The following is a 23676-nucleotide window of genomic DNA, read 5'->3' as shown; positions in this document are numbered from 1 at the left end:
CTACCCCTTGGGAAAACGAATCAGTCGTGCATTGTTGGCCAGCATCGCTTCTGTTACCCCCAGCGCCCGTTTCAGTTCCACGTCCCGATCCCAGGGGTTTGCAATGACGGCGATGCGCCTCAATTCGTGCAGCGGGATGCGGTATATCTGCCACCAGGGGGAGGTGATGAAGCTGTTGATGATCGGCATGTCGCTGCCGTACAGCAAACGGTCATGGATTTCGGTCTGCCGCAGGACCCTGGGCAGATGTCCCAGTCGGTTGACCTGGGTAAGGCTCGAAAAATCGGCATAGAGGTTCGGATACTCCGCAAAGAGCGGCAACAGGCGCTCCAGGTTGGCCTGCCCGCCATTCCGGCCGTTGCTGGCGCAGTGAGCGGCAATGACGGTCACGCCTTCATCCAGGGCGCATCGCAGCCGCAACGGATCGGCCAGGGTGTTGTCGACACGGGTAAAGGACTCCTCGCTGCCGGTATGGGTCAACAGCGGCAGCTTCAGCTCCTGCAAACGGCGATAAAACGGTTTCAGACGACTCTCGCCAGGGTCGATGCCCTGAATGGAGGGAAGCCATTTCACCAGCACGGCCCCATCCGCTGCGGCACGGTCAAGCCGCTCCAGGGCATCCCGCCGATGGGGGTTGATGCTGGCGCCAAAGAGCAGATTCGGATAGTTGCGACATTGCTGCCCCAGAAAATCGTTCGGGATATATATCTCCGTTGCCGGCTCGTCCAGCTCCCCCCGACCATCCACAACACCATCCATGGCCAGCACCACCGCGGCCGCAACCTGGCGCGATTCGGCCAGGCGATGTGACAGCCTTTCCAGGATCAATGCGTCACCGTGCTGGATCAATTCAGGTTCGGAAACACCGAATGTTCTAAGGAAAAAGTGGAAGCGGATATTGCGGCGCATGGAGCGGGAGACGAAACAGCCGCTGGAACCGGCGCCGATGCCTGCTGTGTGGCAGTGGATGTCGATGAGGGGATTGGATGTCAGCATGATACGCTCCGCAGGTTATGGTCTGTCCACGTTTTGCAGGCTTGTTTTTCAGGGAACGTGCCAGCGTGCGATTATTCACGTATCGGCTTGGATATTGGCTGGTTAAGGCAAATTACGGACTGACTGGATCCAGCCCCATTGACATATTATGTCAATACACTATACATATTATGTATGAGACAGACATTGGAACTGACATCCGCAGAGCGGGAGTTTTTCAAGCTCGTAGCCCAGGCCGCCTTTGCCAACCCCTTCAGCAAGGCCCGTATCGAACTGGACCGGAAGCTGGCCGGAACCGAGGCAGACATGCCGTGGGATGACCTGGTCGAAGTGGCCATTACCCGCATCGTCGAACGCCTGGCCCAGCTCAGGGCAACAGGACGGGACGACCTGCAACGGTATGGCGCAGACGACCGGGATTTGCTGAGTACCGCTTTTCTCTTCGAAATTTACCACCACTATCGCCAGGCATTCGACGACTTCATCCTCAAGCAACTGTCCGCCGGCGATGCCCCTCTCCCCGTCCCCTTTGCACAAGAGCTGTTGCACGCCCTGTCATCCATCGGACTTGACGAAAGCGGCTGCCACCGCTACCTAGGAATCTTCTACCAGATACGGCGGGCCTTCTACTTCATCGAGACGGCCCTGACCGGCCTTTCCCCTTCCATGCATGGCCTCCGCCTGCAGCTCTGGAACAACATCTTCACCTGCAACATCAACTGGTATGAGCAGCACCTCTGGAACCGGATGGAGGATTTCTCAACCCTGCTGCTGGGCGAGACCGGCACCGGCAAGGGGGCCGCGGCTGCAGCCATCGGCCGTTCCGGGTTCATCCCCTTTGACGGCCGCACCGGCCGTTTCAGCGAGAGCTTCACCCGCAACTTCATTGCCCTCAACCTTTCCCAATATCCGGAATCGCTGCTGGAATCGGAGCTGTTCGGCCATAAAAAAGGCGCCTTCACCGGCGCGATCGAGAACCACGAAGGGATATTCAGCCGCTGTACCCCCCATGGCTCCATCTTTTTGGATGAAATCGGCGATGTTTCCGTGCAGGTGCAGATCAAACTGCTGCAGGTGATCCAGGAACGGACCTTCATCCCGGTGGGAAGCCACGAACGCCAGCGGTTCAAGGGAAGGGTCATCGCCGCAACCAACCGGCCTCTCGATGACCTGCGCCGCAATGGCCAGTTCCGCGATGACTTCTACTATCGGCTCTGCTCGGACATCATCGTTGTCCCGCCCCTCAGACAGCGCATCCAGGAAGAGCCACGCGAGCTGGAAGCCCTGATTGGCAGCATCCTGAAACGGCTGATTGGCGAGGCGGCCGTTCCCCATGCCCGCTTGGTGCGGGAGGTCCTCAACCGCGACCTGGGCCAGCACTACCCCTGGCCGGGCAACGTGCGCGAGTTGGAACAGGCCGTGCGCCGCATCATCATTACCCTCCACTATCGCGGAGACATGGCTGCTTCGGCTCCGAGCGAACCGTGCGAGCGGTTGCTTGCCGGCATCGAAGCCGGTACCCTGGATGCCCAGCAGTTGATGGCCGAATATTGCGGCCTGCTCCATAAACGCCTGGGAACCTACGAGGAAGTGGCGAGAAAAACCGGGCTCGACCGGCGGACAGTCAAGAAGTACGTGTTGCTGGTCAGCGAAAAGGGAGCTGCATGAAGGCAATACCGGCCGACAAACGCCTGGACGACTCAACGAAGGATGCTCTCTGCCTTCCCTCCCTTAGCAGTGCCAAACCGATGCAGGTCCTGCAGGTAAGTTCTCCCGAACATGGTAAAATGTCACTACAACCCGCCAGGTAAAGGAGTCTATGGCCATGCATACCCGCTATGCCTTTGGAAAAACCGTGCAATCCTCTTTCTACGAGACAGAAGCGAAGGTCCGGGAAGAACTGCTCAAGGAAGGTTTTGGCATCCTTACGGAAATCGACGTGCGACAAAAGTTCAAGGAAAAGTTGGGCAGAGATTTCCGTAACTACATCATACTCGGCGCCTGCAACCCGGCCCTTGCGTGGGAAGCAATCAGCCGGGAACCCAATATCGGCACCTTGCTCCCCTGCAACGTGGTTGTGTATGATGACAGTGACGGCAAAACGGTTGTCATGGTCATGGACCCCGTGGCAGCGCTCTCCATGATCGATAACCCTGAAATAGCGGAGCTTGCGCAAAAGGTGAAACAGAAGATGGAACGGGTATTGTCAGCACTATGAAACCGCAATGCTGAAAAAAATCCTGCTCCTTTGCGGACTCTGCATTACGCTGGTCCTCCTCTGGTTTGCCATAAGCAACTATCGGGCGGCTTTTCCCATTGCCGAGGAGAACCTCCGTGGTATGGCCCTGTCAATCACGGCAGCAGTGGAAAATATTGCCGCTCACGATCCATCCCTTCATTTACTCGACACCTTGCACCCCAAAGACCTCGCGTTTCTGGCCATAGTCGACCAGAGCGGGATCTTTCGCTTCCATACCAATGCCGACCTGATCGGATCGCGAGAAAGTGATTCCCGCTCCCGTGCGGTGCTGCTCAAAGGAGAAGCGATCGAGCGCCGGGTTACGCTGGGGACTGGCGAAAAGGCCTATGAATTTATCTCTCCGTTGCATATAGCCGGCAAGCCTCTGATTTTGCGACTCACCCTGCACACCTATCGAGCCGATGCGGTTATCCGTCAGGCAGAACTGAACATGTTCATCCTTTTGTCGCTGCTGCTGGCAGGATGGGTCTTGTCGGCCCTCATCTATCGCTACGCCGTGCGTGAGGAGATGCACCATCTGGCCATGGCGAGGCAGGAAAGTCTGGCCCGTCTCGGTGAGATGGGGGCCATGCTTGCCCACGAGATCAGAAATCCTCTGGGCGGCATCAAGGGATTCGCCCAGGTCATCGAGAAGAGACCGACAGATGAGCGCAACAGGGGCTTTGCACAGCGGATAGTCGCAGAAACCCTCCGCTTGGAAGCCCTGGTAAACAACCTCCTCGCCTACTCCCGGACAGACCGTTTGGCACCGACGGTGTTGCGCCTTGACGAGCTGATCGCGCATACGGTCTCCCTCATCCGCCCTGAAGCTGAAGAACAGCAGATCGCGATTTTCAGCGATTGTCCAGAAGGATTGCAGATCCAGGGCGACCGCGACCGGCTTGGCCAGGTCCTGCTCAATCTTGCGAAAAATGCCATTCAGGCTATGCCGGAGGGGGGGAGTCTGAATCTGGTGGCTGCAGCATCGGCCATGGCTGTCACCATTGCCGTGAGCGACTCCGGGCAGGGGATCGAGGCGGATATAATGGACAGGATATTTGAGCCGTTCTTCACCACCAGGTCCAAGGGAACCGGCCTGGGGTTGGCTCTCTGTAAAAAGATCGTGGAAGAACACAGCGGCACGATCGGCGTGAAGAGCGTTACAGGGCAAGGCACCACGATCTCCATAACCCTTCCCGCACGATTGCCGTAATGACCAAAATGCCGGAGTTTCGAGATGACGGGACGCATTCTGATTGTTGAGGACGATGAGACCTTCCGCAGCTTCGTGCAGACGATCCTGGAGGATGAGGGGTATGAGGTCTCCATTGCCTGCGATGGCCGTGAAGGATCACAAAAGCTCGCCAAAGAGGGTTATGACCTTGTCATCTCTGACCTCAAAATGCCTGGCAAGAGTGGGCTTGAGCTGTTCCGTGAAACCAGGCAGGACCCCGGTCCGCCGCAGTTCATTCTGCTGACTGCCTACGGAACGGTAGATGAAGCGGTTGCAGCCATGAAAGAAGGAGTAGTCGATTTCCTCACCAAACCTCTTTCGGCACCGGAAGCGCTACTCACCCTTGTCAAACGGATAATCGAAAGCCAGGAGCGAAACCGGGAGCTCCTCGCCTTGAAGGCATCGGAAACCGTAGGGCTCCCGCCCGAAGAGCTGATCTTTGCCGGGCAGGCTATGCAGAAAGTCCGCAAACTGGTGCTCGATGTGGCCGGTACTACTGCCAATGTGCTTATCTACGGCGAAAGCGGCACTGGCAAGGAGCTGATAGCCCGGATCATTCACCTCCTGAGCCCTCGAAGCAAAGCCAGCTTTGTCCCGCTGAACTGTGCCGCCATCCCGGAGAACCTGCTGGAAAGCGAGCTGTTTGGCCATGAAAAGGGAGCATTCACCGGGGCGATCCAGGCACGTCAGGGAAAGTTCGAACTGGCCAGGGGTGGGACCATCTTTCTGGATGAAATCGGGGAAATGCCCCTGCCGCTGCAGGCAAAGCTGCTGCGCGTCCTTCAGGAACGGGCTTTCGAACGCGTTGGCGGCAACAAGGAGATAAAGGCCGATGTGCGGGTCATTGCCGCCACGAACCGCAACCTGCAGCTTGAAGTAGCAGAGCGGCGGTTTCGCGAAGACCTCTACTACCGGCTGAATGTCTTTCCGCTTCAACTCCCACCCCTCAGGGAACGTAGCGATGCGATCCCCCTGCTGGCAGATTATTTTCTCGAACGTTTCAGCCTGCAGATCGGCAAGAAGCTGAAAGGTGCTGAAGCCGGAGTATTCGATGCTATGGCCCGGTATGCCTGGCCGGGCAATGTCCGCGAGCTCCAGAATATCATGGAACGGGCAGTTATCCTGGCGCAGGGGGTTGTCAGGTGTGCAAATCTGCCAGATGCCCTCGTGCATGCGACTCTGCCGGCCAGCATGGACAGCAGGGAGGCACTGAAATCGACGGAGCGGGAGCTGATAATCAGGGCACTGGAAAAACACCGGGGCAATCGCCGCCTGACCGCAGAAGAGCTGGGCATTTCTCGCCGGACGCTCCAGTACAAGCTGAAGGAATTCGGCTTGCTCGACAATCCGGAATGAAGCGCAAAACGCTGCACTCAAGTGCAAAGGCTTGCACCTGTTTACCGGAAGCACTATACTCACCCGAAATCGGCACTGCAATAATTCAAGCAACTTACATAATATATCGATAATGGCATGATTGATGGAATATCCCCTGTCAGAAACTACATTTCTCCTCGGGAGGTATTCACAGATGAAAAGAACCACAACCATTTCCACGGTGGCAATTGTAGCTGCCCTCGCATTCGCTGCCCAGGCATTTGCTTTCGGTGGCGGCATGGGTGGCGGCCGCACAGGCGGGAGCATGGCCGGCACCCATCAGATGTCTGCCACCATGCATCAGGGAGCGGGACAGGGAAACATGCTGCAGAACGGTTCCCAGGATGGTACCGGGCCGCAGCACAAATCGATGAATGGCGCTGGTCCACAGACAAGAATGCAGAACGGCGCGGGCAATGGAACCGGCGCGCAGCATGAACACAGGAATGGAACCGGGACCGGCAATGGCATGACCGTTACGCAGTGAACCGCTGCCACGGCCACCATGTAACATCAGACAGGAGCATTTCAGCATGAACAAGGGCCGCTTTTCCCCCATCATACCCCTGGCAGTCTTCTTGAATTGTCTGTTTGCCGCAACCGCTTTCGCCGGTTTCGGCTTCGGGAGTGATGATGTGGGGAAGAGCGGCCTTGATTTCAACAGGGGATACGATATCAACACGGTGACGACCGTTTCGGGCCGGGTTGTCTCTGCCCCTCGAACCAATGGAAACGAACACGTATTCGTTGAAGTCAGGACCGATGGCGAAATCATCAGCCTCAGTCTCGGCCCGAAATATTCCTGGGTAAAAAAGGAATTCCCGCTTCATCCCAACGACGAGATTGCTGCCAGGGGCTCCAAAGCCCAGGGGGAAGACGGAAAATCCTATCTGATGGTGCAGAAACTGACGAACCTGACAACCGGCGCCCGGATGGTAGTGCGAAACGAGCGCGGTGAACCTGGTTGGTCGGCACGGACTGCTGGCAGCATGATGTCAAATGGCCCACGGGGCGGCATGATGTGGGGCGGTGGCATGATGAGACACTGAGGCCGATCCGCCGGGCAGAACCGGTGACGTTCAAGGAGTTAACAGTGAAACGATGTTGGGAATCCGGAAGACTTTTTATTCTTTTTGCGATCATGATCGCCAGTTTCATCCCGGCATGGGCGTATGCCGACGGACCGGACTATTCCGTCGGCCTCGGATTCGAATTCGCCTCGGGCGACTACGGAACCGGCATAAAGACGGACTCGATTTACATGCCGTTCACCCTGGCTGTCATGCCGACTGAACGGCTCGATTTCTCCCTTGAGATCCCGTTTATCTACCAAAGCACAAGCGCAGTGGTGGCGGGCCAGTATATGGGGATGCAGCAGGGGCAAACCACGGGCACGCAGTCGGTTATGGCGGCAATGAGCGGGTCGGGGCCACGGACCTCCGCATCGTCGGGAACTGTCAGCAATTCCCAGAGCGGGCTTGGCGACATGAAACTCTCGGCAGGGTATCTCCTCTATTCCGAAGAAGAATTCGTACCGGCAATTCGGCCGAACTTTTACGTGAAACTCCCCACTGCCGACAAGAACAAATACCTCGGGACAGGAGCTTTTGACGAGGGAATTGCCGTGGAACTCACCAAATGGTTCGGCGACTGGTTTGCCGATGGCGAGCTGGGGTATGCCTTCCAGGGAAAATCAACGGTGCTGCCGGTCAAGGATTATCTCTATTACTACGCCGGGGGCGGTTACCAGCTGAGCGAAAAATTGCAGCCCATGCTGTTGCTCAAGGGGAGTACAGCCACCGTCGAAGGGGCATCGGCCCTCCTGGAAGCACGGCTGAAGGTCAAATACCAGTTGACCAAACATACCGGCATCGATGGATATCTGGCCAAGGGGATCGAAAAAGCCAGCCCCGATTATGGGATGGGGCTCGCAGTTTCCTACGATTTCTAGCTTCGCCGGCAAAGGCACCCTGTGATGATGAAAACCGCAGAAGCAAAAGGCCGTCTTTCCAATGAGAGACGGCCTTTTCGTCTGTTGCTTCCTGAATGCTCGGGTATTCTTCCGCATTACAACCCGTGTCTTACAGGATAATGCTCGATATCAGGTAAGCAGTCACGGTTGATACCCCAACCCCGATGAGACCGGGGATCATGAAGCTGTGGTTGAGGAGATACTTGCCGATGCGGGTGGTGCCGGTGCGGTCGAAGTTGATGGCGGCCAGGTCGCTGGGATAGAAGGCAAAGAAGAAGTAGGCGTAGCTGGCCGGAATGAGGCCGAGCAGCAGGGTGATCGGAAGCCCCAGGGCCACGCCCAGCGGCAGGGTGATGGCAAGGGTCGCGGCCTGGCTCTTGACGAATGCGGAGATGCAGAAGGTGGCAATGGCAAAGGTCCAGGGGGCGAGTTTCACCATGGCGCCGATGTTGTCCACCAGGAACTTCTTGTTGGCGGTGATGAAGGTATCGCTCATCCAGGCAATGCCGAAGATGGAGACGACCGCGATCATCCCGGAGATGAAGACGCTGGAATGGGCGATCTCCTTGGCCTTGACGTCGCCAGCGAACATGATGAAGGCTCCGTAGGCCAGCATGACGAACTGGACAACCGTGGTCATCGGGATCGGCTTCTTCCCGCTGGAAAGCGGCAGCAGCTCGGGAACGACGGCAAAGAGGATGATTGTGGCGACGCCGGCAAAGAAGAGCGCAACGGAAAGCTTCGCGGTACCGGATATCTTCTTGTCCAGGGTGGTGACGTCGGTGTCGAGGGCCTTGCGGAACTCGGAATCGGCCAGGCGGGACTGGAACTCGGAGTCCTTGTCCAGGTCCTTGCCGCGGTTGAAACTCCAGGCCGCCGCAGCCATCACGCCGACGATTCCGGCCGGCATGGTGATGGAGATGATGTCGATCAGGGTAACCGGATGGCCGGAACTTGCGGCAAAGCCGAGGAAGAAGGTGACGGCGGCCGCCACCGGGCTGGCTGTGATCCCCATCTGGGAGGCGACGCTGGCAATGGCCATCGGTCGCTCGGGACGTGTTCCGGTCTTGATCGCCACGTCGGCGATGACCGGCAGCAGGGCGTAGACGGCGTGGCCGGTGCCGACGCAGACCGTCAGGAAGAAGGTGGAGAGCGGCGCCAGGATAGTCACATACTTGGGATGGGCGCGCAGCATCTTCTCAGTCAGCTGCACCAGGTAGTCGAGGCCGCCGGCCACCTGCAGCGTGGCCGAGGCGGTCACCACCGCCAGGATGATCAGCATGACGGCAATGGGGGGTTCGGCGGGAGCGCTGCGGAAGACGAGCGTGAGAAGCGCCACGCCGAGGCCGCCGATCAGGCCGAGGGCTACCCCGCCGCGACGGATGCCGAGCAGGACGGCACCGAGGACAAGCACGAATTGGATCCAGAACATTGCCATGAGACACCTCCATATCTGGGACAGGTTTGAATGAGCCGGAAGGCCCTCTTTCGTATCTATCCCACTAAAAGCATGGAGAATGCCACGACCACCATATTGCATATATAGCTGATATTGCTACACAATACCCTTTCAAACTTCATCCGTACTGACACAACCCCTATAACGCAAGGTTATGGCCCGCCGGGCAATCCGGCCACAAATTGCAATGATTGCGCCATGTTGCAACGTTGACAACCGGAGGTTATGGTTATAACGGGAGGTTATACCGGTTCAGCCACGTCGCATCTTCAGCCGTTTGTTCAGGGCCGGCTGGGATATGCCGAGGAGCCGCGCCGCCATGGTCTGATTGCCGTTGGCCCGGTGCATGGCTTCGGCAACGAGCAGGCCGGCCGCCTCACTGAAGGTGGGGAGATCGACAAAACCGGCAAAGGGGTTGCGGCCGGGAGGGGCAGCCTCTTCACGCGCCGTCCGGAGTTGGCCGATGGTCTTGAGGAACGACTCCATGGAGAGCATCCGGTCACGGTGCAGGCTCACGGCATCGAAGACCATTGCCTTGAGTTCGCGGACGTTGCCGGGGAAGCCGTAGGTGGCGAGAACCTGGGACAGTTCACGGGGCGGCGTCGGTTTCTTTTTACCCAGGGTTCGGGCCGCCTCTTCCAGGAAATGATCCAGCAGCAAGGGAATGTCGCCGGGCCGCTCCCTGAGCGGCGGCAGGTGCACCTGATGGGTACGGAGGCGATAGAAGAGATCGCGGCGGAACGTTCCAGCTGCCTCCTTTTCCGCCAGGTTCTGGTGCGTGGCAACGATGATGCGGGCCTTGAGCCGCTTCGGCTGGTCGCACCCCAGCGGGAAGAACTCCCCCTCCTGGAGCAGCCGCAGAAGCTTTACCTGTGAGGCAATGCTCAGATCACCGATCTCGTCGAGAAAGAGCGTCCCGTCCGCTGCCTCCTCGACCATGCCGCGCCGGAGCTGCTCGGCACCCGTGAAGGCCCCCCGGACGTGACCGAAGAGCGTGTCGGCAAAGACCGTATCGTCAAGGCCGGCCACGTTGACCGTCACCAGCTTCCCCCGGCAACCGCTCAGGCGGTGGGCGGCCTGCGCGACGAGCTCCTTGCCAACGCCGCTTTCCCCGGTGATCAGGAGCGGCTGAGGGCTCCTGGCGACCGCCTCCACATAGGCAAAGACCTTCAGCATTGCCCGATCGCCGGTGACGATAGCGGCAAACGCCTCCGGATGACGTAACTCGCCTGAGGCGAGGCGGGTCGACATCTCCAGGTAATCGCGCTGCATCTCCTTCATCCGTACGGCCCGCAGCACCCCCCCGACGATCCGGTCCTCCTCGTCGGTCTTGATGAAGTAATCGAAGGCTCCGAGCTTCATGCAGCGGACCGCTGTCTCCAGTTGATTGAGCCCGCTGATGACGATGGTGGTGACGTCAGGGTGCTGCTCGCCGATCTGCGAGAGGAGTTCCTCCCCCGACAGATGGGGCATGGTGAGATCGAGCAGGACCAGGGCGATCTCACCGCCGGCAAGGAGTCCCATGACCTCCCGGCTGTCCTGGCAGGTGGCGATGTTGGTCAGCCCCGCGCAGCTCCGCAGGGTAAGGGAAAGGGATTTCAGCCAGGCCGGCTCGTCGTCGACCAGGAGTATGCCGAAGGCGGGATAGGTGTGCTGGTTCACGTCTCCTCCTCATTAGTTTCTCATCCGGAGTTTCCGGATGGGAACTCATTGACAACGGGGATGGCAAGGGTAACGGTGGTCCCGGCACCGGGGGTCGACTCGAACCAGAGATCGCCGCCATGTTCCTTGACGATGCCGTCGGAAACGGAAAGGCCGAGACCGGTCCCCCCGCTCTCCCGCTTGGTGGTGAAAAAGGGGTCGGTCAGCCGCGACAGGTTTTCCCGGGAGATCCCCACCCCCTCGTCGCGCACCGTCAGGACGGCGCTTTCGGTGGCGCGGTTGTACCGGGTGCCGATGAAAACACCCCGCTCCGCATCCGGCAGGGCCTGGCAGGCGTTGAGGACCAGGTTTATCACCACCTGCTCGATCCGTTGGCCATTGCCCAGAACCGGCGGAATCCCGTCGGCGTAATCGACGTGCAGGCGGTTCGTCGCCTTGCGAACCGTCGGCTCCACGAGCCGCAGTGCCGTCCGGACAACCGTATTCAGATCGATGAGGGCCTTGTCGGCCGCGTCGTCCCGTCGGGCAAAATCCTTCAGGTCGTTGACGATCCGCTTGATTCGCTTCGCCCCTTCCTGCATCTCGTCCAGTATCCGCGGAATCTCCTGGCGCATCTCGGAATACGGAAGCCCGCCGAGGTTGAAATCACCCTGCGCGGCGAACTGCTCTTCGAGGATGCGCTCCGTATCGCCGTGGGCTCGCTTGAGGATCGGGACGTCAAGGAGGATCAGGCCGGTCGGGTTGTTGATCTCGTGGGCGACCCCCGAGACCAGGACCCCCAGGGCGGCCAGCTTGTCGGCCTGGACGAGCTGCTGCTGGTTCCGGCGCAGCTCCTCTTCGGCATGCCTCCGTTCGGCGATCTCCCTAGTCAGGTCAGCGGTGCGCAGGGCAACCTGGCGGTGGAGCGTGCGCGACCAGAGGGCGAATCCCCCCAGCAGCACCACCAGGGGGATAACCACCACTGCCCCGTACCGGGCAAGGGTCCGCAGATCCACCTGTGCCGGCTCCAGCACGCCGAGCCACTTGTTATAGATCAGCTCATACTGGCCGGTCTTCCTCAGGATAGCGAGCCCTTCATTGAACCGGGAAAGCAGCTCCACGTTCCCTTTCTTGACGGCATAGCCGTAGCGGTGGGTGGCCACGTTTCGCACGACGGGAACCAGGTTGGAGAGCTTCAGCTCGCGGATCATGTACATCCCCGGCACAATGGCGACAATGGCGAAATCGGTCTCTCCCGCCGCCACGAGGCGCAGGGCATCGGCCGGGGTCGGCGTGAGCCGGAGGGTGCCGGTAAAACCTTCCCGCACCAGCATGTCGTGCATGATCCCCCCCCGATGGACGGCAACCGATTTCCCTGCCAGTTCCGCGAGAGAATGCACCGTGGGGGAGTCGCGACGGGCGAATACGGCGTGGTTGACCATGGCGTGGGGCAGGGAAAACTCCACTTCCCTGGCGCGATCTGCCGAGAAGGACATCCCCTGCAGTACATCGACCCGACCGCTCTGCAGGGCTGAACGCATCTCCGACCAGCCACCGAGCCTGAACTCGACCTTCATCCCCATGACCTCGGCAATGGCCCTGGTCAGCTCGACGTTGAAACCTGCCGGTTTACCGTTTGCGTCGATATACTCGTAGGGGGGGTAATCGCGGTCGCCACCGACGACAATGGTCCGGTCGGCGATAGGGACGGCCTGAACGTTTGCGCCTGCGGCAGTGGGACAGGAAACGGCACTGAACAGCAGCAGAACGGCGAGGGAAAGCACCCCGGCCCACAGGCGATTCATCGGCTGCCGGTGCGTTTTGATGGGTTGAACTGGCACGGTGACTTCCCTGATGCGGAATTGACGACCCGATACAAGCATATCCTATTTTGCCGCCCCCGCCATCCTGTGGATACTGAAGCAGGCACTGCAAACCACCAGGAATGCGTTGTCCCATTCTCCCGGCAGGGCCGAGCGCCGCCCGGATCGACACGGCTTGACAAACCGATAACCGGTGGTAACTTTTCTTCACGGCGTCCTCACGATTGCAGCAGGTGCAGCAATGTCGCAGATGATGCTCAAGCAGCACAACGTCAGTAATGATGTACCGCACATTGTCGTCTAACAACAGATACCAACTGGGGACGCCAAACACGAAGAGCCGTTACCGTTACAGGTAGCGGCTCTTTCGCATTCCGGACCACCCCCGACCATTGCCGGCCCCAATTTCTGCAAGCAAGTTCTCCGCGCACAACATCAATCCGACGTGCATTCCCCCCACACAGAAGCGTTCCGCATTGCATAGAGAAAAATATATGTTATAGTTTTGCCTAGTTATTGGAGCGTCGCTATGAAAACGGTCGCGTATCTTGTCACCTTCCTGGCAGTCCTGACACTGCTTCCCGGCAATGGCGCCGCAGATTCCCATGACTCGCAGGGAAACAGGGATTCTTCGTCCTATACCCTTGCGGTTGTACCGTTTTACAGCCCGGAGAAGATGTGGCTGCTCTATTCGCCAGTGGTCGATTATCTCAGAAAGAGCACCGGCCAACCATGGGAACTCAAGCTCTACCATAACCACGACGAATTCATCGATGCCATATGCGATGGCAGGGTAACCGCTGCCCTGGCCGGCCCGGTCCCGCTCAGCAGGGCCTACCACAGGTGCGGTGCTCGGCCCTTTCTCGTTGCCCTGGACAAACATGGCAAACCCTCGTATCGCTCCGTCATCCTGACCACTGATCCGGCGATCACCACCCTGACCGGACTCAAGGGGAAGAAGATCGGTTTCTTCAGGGGGTCGACCGCTGCGCATATCGTTCCCGCCAAGATGCTGATCGACGCCGGGCTTTCGCTCTCCGCCATTCAGCCCGTATTCCTGGATAGTCAGGACCGGCTCATATCGGCGCTCCTGGGCGGAGAGATAGCCGCGGCAGGCGTCAAGGAAGCCCTCTATCAGAAATTCCGCAAAGAAGACCTGCATGTCATTGCAACCTCGGACAAACTGCCGAATTTTGCCCTCTGCGCCAGCCCCACGGTATCGTCGAAATCCCGTGAACGCCTGATGACAGCGCTTCTCAGCCTCAAACCCACTACGCAGAGACATGATGCGGAGATCGTGAAAAACTGGGACGACGAGGTCAAAAACGGCTTTATCGTCCCTGACAATGAATTCCTGCCGCTCGCGCTCACGTTGTACACCTATTTCAGGGAAGTAACGAATGACCGTCGATAAGAAGAGTATCCGCTACAAGCTCATCGTCCCCAGCCTGATCATCGTCGTCGCGGTCTTTGTTGCCCTGCTGGTTCTCATCTTCGGGATATCGAAAACGGTGCAGGACGACTATTCACGCTTCACCATCAGTGCCGCCAGCAACGAAGTCAAGAAGGTCCTCTCCACGGCAGCGAACGAGTTAACAACGGCCCATCTGCTGGGAAACTCGGTGGTCACCGAGGCAAAGCAGAAGAGCGTAGAAGAGGCACTGGACCTGCTTTGGCAGCGCATCGGCCAAGACGGCATCATCGTCGGCCCAAATGGTGCCATCCTCTTTTCCACGCTCGGCTCAGACCCGGCCAGGGGGCTGGTCAATGGAGGAGCCTCCGGCTACTACTCCATCCGGCTCCCCCAAGGCACGTACCATTGCTACGCCGAAACCTTCCCGCTCTGGGACTGGCGGGTCATAACCCTGCATCGCCAGACCCAATCGCTGTTTGCCCGCAGCAAGGTCGGCATCATGCTGCCGCTCGTAGCCGTCGGCTCTCTTCTCATGGTTTTAGGGATCTTCCTGGTTCTGCGCCAGGTCGTCCATCAGCCGATATCGCGGATGGTTTCCGCCATCGACACCGGAGAAACCGTGGCACCGACCGGACTGACCGAATTCGATATCATCGGTAATGCCGTGAACGATTCCATCCGGCGTTTGCGGGAACAGACCGCTGCACTGGAAGCCGAACTCGTCGAACGGACCAGGATGGAAAACGCCCTGCGGGAGAGCGATGCGCACATCCGCATGCTGCTTGACAATACCGAGGAAGGAATCTTCGGCATAGACCTGAACGGAAACTGCACCTTCTGCAACCTATCCTGCCTTCGCATGCTGGGTTACGACGAAGAAAATGAGCTGTACGGCATCCACCTCCACGACCTGATCCACCACACCCACCCGGACGGCACCCCGTACCCCGGCCATGAATGCAAGGTCTATGAGGCATACCACCTGGGAAGGAAGGTGCATATCCAGAACGAGGTCCTCTGGCGCTCCGACGGCACCAGCTTCCCGGTAGAGTACTGGTCGCACCCGGTATTCGAGAACGGCAGGATCTCCGGCGCCGTGGTAACCTTTCTCGACATCAGCCAACGGAAACAGCTGGAAGACCAGTTGATACAGGCACAGAAGATGGAATCCATCGGCCGCCTGGCAGGGGGAGTTGCCCACGATTTCAATAACCTTCTGACACCGATCATCGGCTACACCGAATTCCTCAAACAGGATCTGGCAGATAACGGCAAGTCCCTGGCCATGGTCCAGCAGATCATGAAGGCTGCGCAGCGTTCCAAGGAACTCGTGCAGCAGCTTCTCAGTTTCAGCCGCAAGCAGATCCTGGAGATGAAGCTGATCGACATCAACCAGGTCATCAACTCCTTCCATGGCATCCTGCGGCGGGTCGTCAGGGAGAACATCGACCTGCGCCTCTATCTGACGCAGGAATCGTACGGCATCCGCGCAGACAGGAACCAGATCGAGCAGGTCATCATGAACCTGGTGGTCAACTCACAGGACGCCATTAGCGAAGGCGGGTCCATCACCATCGAAACGTCGCCGGTACTGCTCGATGACGAATATGCGACGCTGCATACGGATGTGACCCCCGGACGCTACCTGATGCTGGCCGTCACCGACAACGGCAGCGGCATGGACCCGGAGACGCGGCAGAGGATCTTCGAGCCGTTCTTCACCACGAAAGGGATCGGGAAGGGGACCGGCCTGGGGCTCGCCACCGTTTACGGCATTGTCAGGCAACACTCCGGCAACATCTGGGTCTACAGCGAACCGGGCAAAGGAACGACCTTCAAGATCTACTTTCCGATCGTCGATGCAGAGCTGCCGGTGGAGAAGCGCCCGTTGGCCGAGACCACGAACTTCACCTGCGAGCGCTGCTCGATCCTCGTTGTCGAAGACAATGAGATGGTCCGGACCCTGGTACATGAACTGCTGGACCGGCAGGGTTTCGAGGTGCTTTCTGCCGAGAGTCCGCACGAAGCGCTGCAATTGTGCAAGGGGCGCGACCTCGACCTGCTGATCGCCGATGTGGTGATGCCCGACATGACTGGTCCCGAACTGCACGCGAAACTGCTCGACTCCTACCCCGGCCTGAAGGTCCTGTACATGTCGGGCTATACCAACAACGTCATCGTGCACCAAGGGGTCCTTGACGAAGGGATACATTTCATCCAGAAACCGTTTGCCATCAGCTCGTTTGTCCAGAAGGTCCAGACACTGCTGACCCCCGCTGCTGACGGATAACCATCCACGCACCCTTTTCGGAGCCCCCTCGCAAGGGGCACCACAGCTAGCAGGACTGCCGGAAACCCGACATCACCCGCCAGGGCAAAATATCTGTTCTCATACCGGCGCTGATTGAGGCAGGCTGAAAAGGCGCCAGGAGATGCCGTATGGATGAGACAAAATCCATTCTGCCCGATACCCCTGAAAACCGAGCTCTGGCGGAGAATGTCCACCCAGAGGGCTGGGGCAATCCGGAGCCGTCCGGATGTTACAACCTGGTCATCATCGGCGCCGGGACTGCCGGGCTGGTCTGCGCCGCCGGAGCTGCCGGGCTGGGGGCCAAGGTGGCTCTCATCGAGCGGCACCTGATGGGGGGCGATTGCCTGAATGTCGGCTGCGTCCCTTCCAAGGGGGTCATTCGCGCGGCTCGGGCGGTCTTCGACGCACGCACCGCCCAACCGTTCGGGATCGACAACACCGAGGCGCTCGGCTTCGACTTCGGCAGGGCCATGGAGCGGATGCGCACCCTGCGTAGCAGTATCAGCCATCACGACTCAGCCCGGCGGTTTCGCGACGAGCTCGGGGTTGACGTCTACTTCGGCCAGGCAGCCTTCACGGCATCCGACTGCATTGCGGTGGGGAGCAGAAAGCTCTATTTCCACCGCGCTGCCATCTGCACCGGCACTAGGGCTGCCGTACCGCAGATCCCCGGACTCTCAGACGCCGGATTCCAGACCAATGAAACCATCTTTTCACTCACCGAGCTTCCTCCCAGGATGGCCGTCATCGGCGCTGGACCCATCGGCTGTGAACTTGCCCAGGCCTTTGCCAGATTCGGCTGCAGGATCACCCTGATCGAGCTTGGCCATCAGATCCTGGGAAGGGAAGACCGCGATGCAGCCGAGATCCTGAACGACGCCTTCATCCGAGAGGGGATTGCCCTGCAGCTCGGGGTGAAGATCCTCAGGGTCGAACAGCGCAATGGAGAGAAGGTCGTCGTCCTCCAGGACAACAGTGCAGCGGTCGAGGTGGCAGTGGATGAACTCCTGGTCGGCATCGGCCGGCTGCCCAACCTGGAAGGCCTCGACCTGGAAAGGGGAGGGATCGCCAGCACTGCGCAGGGGATAACGGTGGGTGATACGCTGCAGACCAGCAACCCGCGGGTCTATGCGGCAGGAGACGTCTGTTCTCCCTACAAGTTCACCCATACCGCCGACGCCATGGCCCGCATCCTCATTGCCAATGCCCTGTTCATGGGACAACAGCGGACATCCTCCCTGACCATCCCCTGGTGTACCTATACCGACCCGGAGATCGCCCACGTGGGGATGTACGAACACGATGCCAGAGAAAAGGGGATCGAGGTGACCACCCTGACCGTTCCCCTGACCGAGGTGGACCGGGCCGTCCTGGACGGCGACAGCCAGGGGTTTGCCAGGGTCCACCTGAAAAAAGGGACCGACACCATCCTCGGCGCCACCATCGTCGCCCGTCATGCCGGCGACATGATCAGCGAACTCTCCCTGGCAATCTCGGGGAAAATCGGCCTCAGGGCAATCGCCGCAACGATCCATCCCTATCCGACCCAGGCAGAGGTTATCAGGAAACTCGCCGACGCCTACAACCGGACCCGGCTCACCCCCTTCGTCAAAAAGGTGCTGTCCGGGTGGCTGCAGTGGCAGCGAAGCGGTTCGTGAAGCAGAAACAGACACCTCGCACACCGGAGAATACCATGACCTTCAAGGAAACACTGGCGCAGAACGGCATCGAACTGCTGCGGGACGTTACCACGACCCTGCAGGTGAACGTGGGGCTTACCTGTGACCTGGCATGCCGCCATTGTCACCAGGAAGCCGGTCCCACCCGGCACGAGATGATGAACCCCGAGACCGTGGCTGAGGTGATCGCCTGTGCCGGCCGGATCACGTTCGACACTCTGGATCTGACCGGCGGGGCGCCGGAACTGCTCCCCGACCTCCCGCACCTTGTTGCAGCAGTCGCGCCGCTGGCGAACAGGGTCATCGTCCGCACCAATCTCGTAGCCCTTGCCCGGACCGAGTTGCAACATCTGCCTGAGATCTACCGCGCAAACCGCGTCGCCATCGTGGCATCGCTGCCGGCAACCAACCAGCAGCAGACCGATGCGCTACGGGGGAGCGGAGTCTGGCAGAAAAGCATCGCCATGCTCAAGGTCCTGAACGGACTCGGCTACGGCAGGCAGGGCAGCGGCCTGACCCTCGACCTGGTCTCCAACCCGGCCGGGGCCTTCCTCCCCCCCGGCCAGGCAGAGGCAGAGCGGAGATTCCGACGCGACCTGGAGCAAAAGCACGGCATAACCTTCAACAGCCTGCTCACCCTGACCAATGTGCCCTTGGGGCGCTTCCGCACCTGGCTGGAGAGCTCTGGAAACCTGCAGGCCTACCTGGAGAAGCTGGAAGGCAGCTTCAACCCCGGCACGGTACCGGGGCTCATGTGCCGCTCCTTCATCTCGGTGGACTGGAACGGATTCCTCTACGACTGCGATTTCAACCTGGTCACCGGCCTGCACCATCGCGGTACGCGGATGCATATCTCCGAGCTCCGGGAACTGCCTGAACCGGGCATTCCCATCCCGGTCGGCGATTATTGTTTCGCCTGCACGGCCGGCGCCGGCTTCACCTGCGGAGGAAGCATCGCAGCATAGTGAACGGTCGATACTTGACAAACATTATTCCTATAGTCTTATTGTTTTATATTTTTTGGAAGGTTAGCAATCGGGGGCTTGTGGTCATATGCGACACAGGGCAAGGATCAGAGTATTCATAGGAGCGCAGTTCATTGCGATCCTGCTGCTCCAGAGCTATTTCCTGCTCCCCTTGTACCGGCACGCGTTCGTTTCCCAGGGGTTTGCCGTCAAGTGCCTCCATGACCACCAATTGTGCGGCTGTGCACCCAGCCGAATCGTCAACAAAACCTGCTGTTGTTTCCGCGATGCCCCGAGCTGCTGCAAACCGGAAAGCCACGATGACGACACGCACTCCACGGCGTCAAAACCGGGAGACCACCATAGCCTGAGCAGCATCCCCTGCGGTGGCTCTACCAACTTCTCGATTGCATCGCTGGATAAACTGGAATTCCTGCATACCGACCGCATCGCCCAGCCAGTCGCCTTCGAGCGGGCCACGCACCCTCTCGCTCCTGACCGTCGCTGGATCTCCCCTGCACCCGAACCACCCGACCCCCCGCCTCGTCTCGTTACGTCCGCCTGACATTCCTGTACCCGCAGCCTGTTCCCTCTCGGCAACCCGAAGGGAAACGAGCATCCGATTTCCCATGCAATAGAGGCAGAGGGAGACGTACATCCATACCCTGGAGAAGGGATTGGTTCATCCGCCACAAGGAGATCCCATGAAAAATAACATCTATGTGCTGACGATCTGCCTGCTGCCGGCAGTCATCGGCATTGTGCCCGCCAAGGCAGAAAACCTGTTGCTCGACGAGATTACCGTGCGGGGTGAAAAGGAATCCCCCCAGGAAGAGAGCTTGACCATCCGGGAAGTGCGGGAAACACCGGCTAAGGATATCGGCGAGGCCCTCAAGCAGGTTGAAGGGCTCTCCTTCGTCCGCAAGGGGGCCATCGCGAACGACGTGGTCCTGCGCGGTTTCCAGAAAGACAACATCAACGTCCTGGTGGACGGCGTCAGGTTGCACGGCGCCTGCCCATCGCGCATGGACCCCCCGTCGTTCCACTACGACTTTGCCGAGGTCGAGCAGATCCGCATCGTGAAAGGACCCTACGACATAGAAAACCCCGGCAGCATGGGAGGCATGGTGGATGTACAGACCAAAAAGGCGGGCAAGGGGTTCGGCAGCGACCTGAACCTCACCTACGGCTCGTACAACAGCCTCAACGCCTCCGGCACGGCATCCTACGGCACCGACCTCTACGACGGGCTGCTCGGCTACGCCTACAAGGGTTCCGATGTACCGAAGTCGGGGGACGGCAAGTTGATCACCGACATCTACCCCACCAGCAGCCCGAACCGCTATCGGCCGGACGCCATAGATTCCAAGGCCTACGAGATCAACACCGGCTGGGCAAAATTCGGCCTGAACCCAACCGCCAATGCACGGACCGAGTTCAGCTATTCCTATCAGGACGCCGATCATGTACTCTACCCCTACCTGAAGATGGATGCAGACTATGACCGGACCCATCGGTTGAACTGGACCTACCGGAAGGAAAAGGTTTCGCCGCTGGTCAAGGAGCTGAAGCTGCAAGCCTACTGGGACCGGGTCAGGCACCTGATGAACGATGCCTTGCGCGAGAGTTCACGACCGACGATGGTCATCACCCGGTCGTACTCCATGCAGACCGATGCCCGGACCAACGTGGTCGGGACAAAGATGAGCGGCTCCCTGGGGATCGGGCCGGGAACGCTGAAGACCGGCATCGACTACTACAACCGCAACTGGGACGCCCTCAACATGCGGGCCATGTACACCATGGCGCAGCCCTATACCGCACTGGGCATGATCCCCGATGTCTACACCAACAATTTCGGGATGTTCGGCGAATACGACCTGCCAATAAACGAGCAGTTCAGGGTGAAGGCCGGTCTGCGGGGAGACCTTACCTGGATCGAGACCGACAAGGCGAACACCCTGGTGGCCCGGGGAACCGATACGGACTTCAGCGAGATGAGCGCCAACCTGCAGCTGACCTATATCCCCGTCACCGGACTGGAGTTTTTTGTCGGCTTGGGACGGGGCACCAGGGTGCCCGACCCGGAAGAGCTCTACATCGATGTGCCGGCCACGGCCCCGCAAGTCACCTGGCGCGGCAATCCCAACCTCAAGGCGACCGTCAACCACCAGGCCGACCTGGGTGTCAAGTACGCAGTAGAGCGGTTCTACGTCAATGCCTCGGTGTTTTACAGCGACCTGCAGGATTACGTGAACTTCTACAGCGCCTCTACAACGCTCAAAAGTTACCAGAACATCGATGCCAGCATGTGGGGCGCGGAACTGGGAAGCCAGGTTTCCCTGCCGTACGATCTGTTCATCAGGGGGTCGCTCTCCTACACCGAGGGTGAAAACAAGGACGGCAACCGCCCCCTGTCCGAGATCCCCCCCCTGCGCGGGACCATGGCAGTTCGCTACGACAATGGCACCTGGTTCTTCGAGGTTGCCGAGAACCTGGCCAGGAGACAGGACAGGGTCGATTCCGGCCTCAATGAGCAGCAGACCGCCGGCTGGGCCACAACCGACCTGAAAGCCGGCGTTCAGTACAAGGCCCTGTCGGTCTACGGAGGGGTGAACAACCTGCTGGACAAGTACTATCTCAGCCACCTCTCCTACCTGCGCGACCCGTTTGCCAGCGGCGTCGGCGTCAAGGTCCCGGAAAACGGCAGAAATTTCTATCTGACCCTGGCTTACACATTCTGACACCGGCAGAGGTCCGGAAGCGGCACAACCGTTTCCGGACCTCTGCCGGAGGATAACCCCATGCTGCAGGAACCAGGCTCCTTTATCCCCGCCGACCCGCCCCGTCAGACGTTCCTGATGTTCGCGGTCGTTTCCCTCTGCCTGCACCTGGCAGGAGCGGAGCTGTTCACGTTCATGGAGGTAAAATCCATCCTGCGGCACCAGGCACAGATCATTACCATCGAACTCAGGGAACCAGAATCAACTCGGCCACAACCGGAACAACCGGCCGAAGAACCTTCCCCCCCCAGCAGCCGCAGGCTGCCCCCTCCCCTGCCACGACCCGTCATGAAGCCGCAAACGGTGCTGCCCTCAGTTACCCCCCCGCTCCCCCGTCCCGTGCCGCAGGTCCGGGAGAAGCAGGCCTTCATCCCGGCACCGGCAACACCCTCAACATCTGCAGCGCCGGCAGCGACCGCGCAACCTGCTCCCGCTGTCCGTCCGGTGGCGACCACGGCGCCCCTCCAGACCGCACGCCCCGAAACCCCGGCACAGCCCGCTGCCGCCCAAACGGCAACGGCCCGTACAGCATCGGCATCCGCTCATCTCAGGGCATCGGCGCATTCGGCTTATCTCGCCGTCATTCGCGGGATGATCGACCAGAGGAAAGAATACCCTCTCATGGCTCGCAAGGGGAGGATGGAGGGAACCGTCAGAGTGCGCTTCATCCTCGGCCGTGACGGAGGCATCAGGCGCACCGAGGTAGTGCAGTCCTCCGGCAGGGGGTTGCTGGACCGGGCCACCTTACAGACCATATCGCGGATTGAACGGTTCCCGCCGTTGCCTGCGGCAATCGAAGGCAACGAGCTCTCCATCGAGGTGCCGGTCAGCTACATGCTCGACAGCCGCTAGTCCGACATCCCCCTGCGCCGGCAACGATCAGCTGCCTGGCAACTTCGGGCCAAAACGAAAAAAGGCCATCTCCCGTGACGAAGATGGCCCTGCAGTTCTGCCCCGACCTGCTTCAGGCGAGGCTTCTGATCCGCGCCAGGCACGACGGCAGTTTGCGCGCCTTGTACCTCGGCTCATTGGTTGTCAGCACCGTATTGACCAACGTGTCGATCTTCCTCCGGTCCGTGCTGCTGATCAGCGAGAACCTGAAACCGGTCAGGTAATTTTCGCTGGCCGGGGCAGGATGGGAATAGATGGCCCGGGAAAATACCGGCACTACCCATTCCGACTCATCTGGCGAGAAGAATACCACAATGGCCATGGTATCGCTCTCCACCGGGAACGGCGTTTTCAGCTTGAATCCTCCCGCACTCAGCGACAGGTCGGCCGGCGCGTAGTCGCTCGTGCTTTTCTTGCCGTCATAAATGACCCGCATGGAACCGGAACCGTCCACCACCGAGCAATACATTGGGAGTTGCATCGAAATGCGCTGGTGCCGGCGTTTTTCCATGGCCGGCAACTGTTCCAGCACCTTGATCCAGATAAAGGGCCGTTCATCGTGACTGCTGATGAGGCCATTGAAGGCAAAGACGCTCTCGGCGGTCTCCGTCATCAGGGAAACCTGCGTGCCGGTGGGTATGTGATCCATCTTCGGATTGGTTGCGGCCGGAAAGACGATCTTCAGGTAGCAGTTGGAAACACTTGCCACAACGGCACCTTCGATCAGGGTATAGCCGCACGGCGCATTCACCGATACGGAGAGCTTTGTCCCGGTGGTAAAGACTGTCTCGAGGTCTTGCATACCGAACCCCTTCCGGAAGGCTGTGGTTACAGTACATATCGACAGATGCGTCAGTTACTTTATTGATTGGTGCGGATTTGTATCCAGTAT

General features: G+C 59.4%; 19 protein-coding genes. 14 read left to right on the top strand and 5 right to left on the bottom strand.

Annotation, left to right across the window (positions count from 1 at the left end):
• Complete coding sequence (locus tag GJT30_07365; protein ID MSM39422.1) at positions 1 to 996, bottom strand: amidohydrolase family protein; 996 nt, start codon at positions 994 to 996, stop codon at positions 1 to 3.
• Between the two features lie 174 nt (positions 997 to 1170).
• On the opposite strand from GJT30_07365, the gene GJT30_07360 reads away from it, so the two are divergent.
• The 7 genes from GJT30_07360 (at position 1171) to GJT30_07330 (ending at position 7797) form a co-directional block, all read left to right on the top strand.
• The gene (locus tag GJT30_07360; protein ID MSM39421.1) at positions 1171 to 2664 is read left to right on the top strand and encodes a sigma-54-dependent Fis family transcriptional regulator; all 1494 of its coding nucleotides are present in this window, start codon (positions 1171 to 1173) and stop codon (positions 2662 to 2664) included.
• 151 nt (positions 2665 to 2815) lie between these two features.
• Positions 2816 to 3214 (top strand): DUF302 domain-containing protein, encoded by a 399-nt coding sequence (locus GJT30_07355; protein ID MSM39420.1) that lies wholly within the window; start codon positions 2816 to 2818, stop codon positions 3212 to 3214.
• Positions 3215 to 3221: 7 nt separating this feature from the next.
• A complete protein-coding gene (locus GJT30_07350) occupies positions 3222 to 4448 on the top strand; it encodes a histidine kinase (GenBank protein ID MSM39419.1) in 1227 nt (408 codons plus the stop codon).
• 24 nt (positions 4449 to 4472) lie between these two features.
• Complete coding sequence (locus GJT30_07345; GenBank protein ID MSM39418.1) at positions 4473 to 5825, top strand: response regulator; 1353 nt, start codon at positions 4473 to 4475, stop codon at positions 5823 to 5825.
• Between the two features lie 175 nt (positions 5826 to 6000).
• Positions 6001 to 6333, top strand: coding sequence for a hypothetical protein (locus GJT30_07340; GenBank protein ID MSM39417.1), 333 nt, complete (start codon positions 6001 to 6003; stop codon positions 6331 to 6333).
• A gap of 46 nt (positions 6334 to 6379) precedes the next feature.
• Entirely contained in the window at positions 6380 to 6895 is a 516-nt protein-coding gene (locus tag GJT30_07335; protein ID MSM39416.1) for a DNA-binding protein, read from the top strand.
• 44 nt (positions 6896 to 6939) lie between these two features.
• A complete protein-coding gene (locus tag GJT30_07330; GenBank protein ID MSM39415.1) occupies positions 6940 to 7797 on the top strand; it encodes a hypothetical protein in 858 nt (285 codons plus the stop codon).
• A gap of 130 nt (positions 7798 to 7927) precedes the next feature.
• Here GJT30_07330 and GJT30_07325 read toward each other — a convergent pair whose 3' ends face one another.
• From GJT30_07325 to GJT30_07315, 3 genes are all read right to left on the bottom strand, one after another.
• Positions 7928 to 9256, bottom strand: coding sequence for an anaerobic C4-dicarboxylate transporter (locus GJT30_07325; GenBank protein ID MSM39414.1), 1329 nt, complete (start codon positions 9254 to 9256; stop codon positions 7928 to 7930).
• 273 nt (positions 9257 to 9529) lie between these two features.
• On the bottom strand, positions 9530 to 10939 hold the full coding sequence (locus GJT30_07320) for a response regulator (protein ID MSM39413.1): 1410 nt from the start codon (positions 10937 to 10939) through the stop codon (positions 9530 to 9532).
• Between the two features lie 20 nt (positions 10940 to 10959).
• Positions 10960 to 12723, bottom strand: coding sequence for a transporter substrate-binding domain-containing protein (locus GJT30_07315; protein ID MSM39412.1), 1764 nt, complete (start codon positions 12721 to 12723; stop codon positions 10960 to 10962).
• Positions 12724 to 13270: 547 nt separating this feature from the next.
• Here GJT30_07315 and GJT30_07310 point away from each other — a divergent pair.
• From GJT30_07310 to GJT30_07280, 7 genes are all read left to right on the top strand, one after another.
• Positions 13271 to 14155, top strand: a complete 885-nt coding sequence (locus GJT30_07310) for a PhnD/SsuA/transferrin family substrate-binding protein (GenBank protein MSM39411.1) — start codon at positions 13271 to 13273, stop codon at positions 14153 to 14155.
• Positions 14142 to 16445, top strand: coding sequence for a response regulator (locus tag GJT30_07305; protein MSM39410.1), 2304 nt, complete (start codon positions 14142 to 14144; stop codon positions 16443 to 16445). Before GJT30_07310 ends, GJT30_07305 begins: the two co-directional genes overlap by 14 nt.
• Positions 16446 to 16594: 149 nt before the next feature.
• The gene (locus GJT30_07300; GenBank protein MSM39409.1) at positions 16595 to 18124 is read left to right on the top strand and encodes an FAD-containing oxidoreductase; all 1530 of its coding nucleotides are present in this window, start codon (positions 16595 to 16597) and stop codon (positions 18122 to 18124) included.
• A gap of 35 nt (positions 18125 to 18159) precedes the next feature.
• The gene (locus tag GJT30_07295) at positions 18160 to 19110 is read left to right on the top strand and encodes a radical SAM/Cys-rich domain protein (GenBank protein MSM39408.1); all 951 of its coding nucleotides are present in this window, start codon (positions 18160 to 18162) and stop codon (positions 19108 to 19110) included.
• Between the two features lie 88 nt (positions 19111 to 19198).
• Complete coding sequence (locus GJT30_07290; GenBank protein MSM39407.1) at positions 19199 to 19675, top strand: hypothetical protein; 477 nt, start codon at positions 19199 to 19201, stop codon at positions 19673 to 19675.
• Positions 19676 to 19814: 139 nt separating this feature from the next.
• Positions 19815 to 21854: a TonB-dependent receptor gene (locus tag GJT30_07285; GenBank protein MSM39406.1), complete on the top strand. Its 2040-nt coding sequence runs from the start codon at positions 19815 to 19817 to the stop codon at positions 21852 to 21854.
• Positions 21855 to 21914: 60 nt separating this feature from the next.
• Positions 21915 to 22745, top strand: a complete 831-nt coding sequence (locus tag GJT30_07280; protein ID MSM39405.1) for a TonB family protein — start codon at positions 21915 to 21917, stop codon at positions 22743 to 22745.
• 112 nt (positions 22746 to 22857) lie between these two features.
• Here GJT30_07280 and GJT30_07275 read toward each other — a convergent pair whose 3' ends face one another.
• Positions 22858 to 23586, bottom strand: a complete 729-nt coding sequence (locus tag GJT30_07275; GenBank protein MSM39404.1) for a hypothetical protein — start codon at positions 23584 to 23586, stop codon at positions 22858 to 22860.
• Positions 23587 to 23676 lie beyond the last annotated feature (90 nt).

It is taken from the genome of Geobacter sp. (assembly GCA_009684525.1).
Classification (GTDB): Bacteria; Desulfobacterota; Desulfuromonadia; order Geobacterales; family DSM-12255; genus Geoanaerobacter.
Note: the sequence above shows the minus strand (reverse complement) of the source record. Positions and strands in the feature narration are given on the sequence as shown.

Excerpts from the sequence above, each read along its gene's own strand:
- GJT30_07365 (MSM39422.1), bottom strand. The coding sequence starts at position 996 with ATGCTGACATCCAATCCCCTCATCGACATCCACTGCCACACAGCAGGC.
- GJT30_07360 (MSM39421.1), top strand. The coding sequence starts at position 1,171 with ATGAGACAGACATTGGAACTGACATCCGCAGAGCGGGAGTTTTTCAAG.
- GJT30_07355 (MSM39420.1), top strand. The coding sequence starts at position 2,816 with ATGGCCATGCATACCCGCTATGCCTTTGGAAAAACCGTGCAATCCTCT.
- GJT30_07350 (MSM39419.1), top strand. The coding sequence starts at position 3,222 with ATGCTGAAAAAAATCCTGCTCCTTTGCGGACTCTGCATTACGCTGGTC.
- GJT30_07345 (MSM39418.1), top strand. The coding sequence starts at position 4,473 with ATGACGGGACGCATTCTGATTGTTGAGGACGATGAGACCTTCCGCAGC.
- GJT30_07340 (MSM39417.1), top strand. The coding sequence starts at position 6,001 with ATGAAAAGAACCACAACCATTTCCACGGTGGCAATTGTAGCTGCCCTC.
- GJT30_07335 (MSM39416.1), top strand. The coding sequence starts at position 6,380 with ATGAACAAGGGCCGCTTTTCCCCCATCATACCCCTGGCAGTCTTCTTG.
- GJT30_07325 (MSM39414.1), bottom strand. The coding sequence starts at position 9,256 with ATGGCAATGTTCTGGATCCAATTCGTGCTTGTCCTCGGTGCCGTCCTG.
- GJT30_07315 (MSM39412.1), bottom strand. The coding sequence starts at position 12,723 with ATGAATCGCCTGTGGGCCGGGGTGCTTTCCCTCGCCGTTCTGCTGCTG.
- GJT30_07310 (MSM39411.1), top strand. The coding sequence starts at position 13,271 with ATGAAAACGGTCGCGTATCTTGTCACCTTCCTGGCAGTCCTGACACTG.
- GJT30_07305 (MSM39410.1), top strand. The coding sequence starts at position 14,142 with ATGACCGTCGATAAGAAGAGTATCCGCTACAAGCTCATCGTCCCCAGC.
- GJT30_07300 (MSM39409.1), top strand. The coding sequence starts at position 16,595 with ATGGATGAGACAAAATCCATTCTGCCCGATACCCCTGAAAACCGAGCT.
- GJT30_07295 (MSM39408.1), top strand. The coding sequence starts at position 18,160 with ATGACCTTCAAGGAAACACTGGCGCAGAACGGCATCGAACTGCTGCGG.
- GJT30_07290 (MSM39407.1), top strand. The coding sequence starts at position 19,199 with ATGCGACACAGGGCAAGGATCAGAGTATTCATAGGAGCGCAGTTCATT.
- GJT30_07285 (MSM39406.1), top strand. The coding sequence starts at position 19,815 with ATGAAAAATAACATCTATGTGCTGACGATCTGCCTGCTGCCGGCAGTC.
- GJT30_07280 (MSM39405.1), top strand. The coding sequence starts at position 21,915 with ATGCTGCAGGAACCAGGCTCCTTTATCCCCGCCGACCCGCCCCGTCAG.
- GJT30_07275 (MSM39404.1), bottom strand. The coding sequence starts at position 23,586 with ATGCAAGACCTCGAGACAGTCTTTACCACCGGGACAAAGCTCTCCGTA.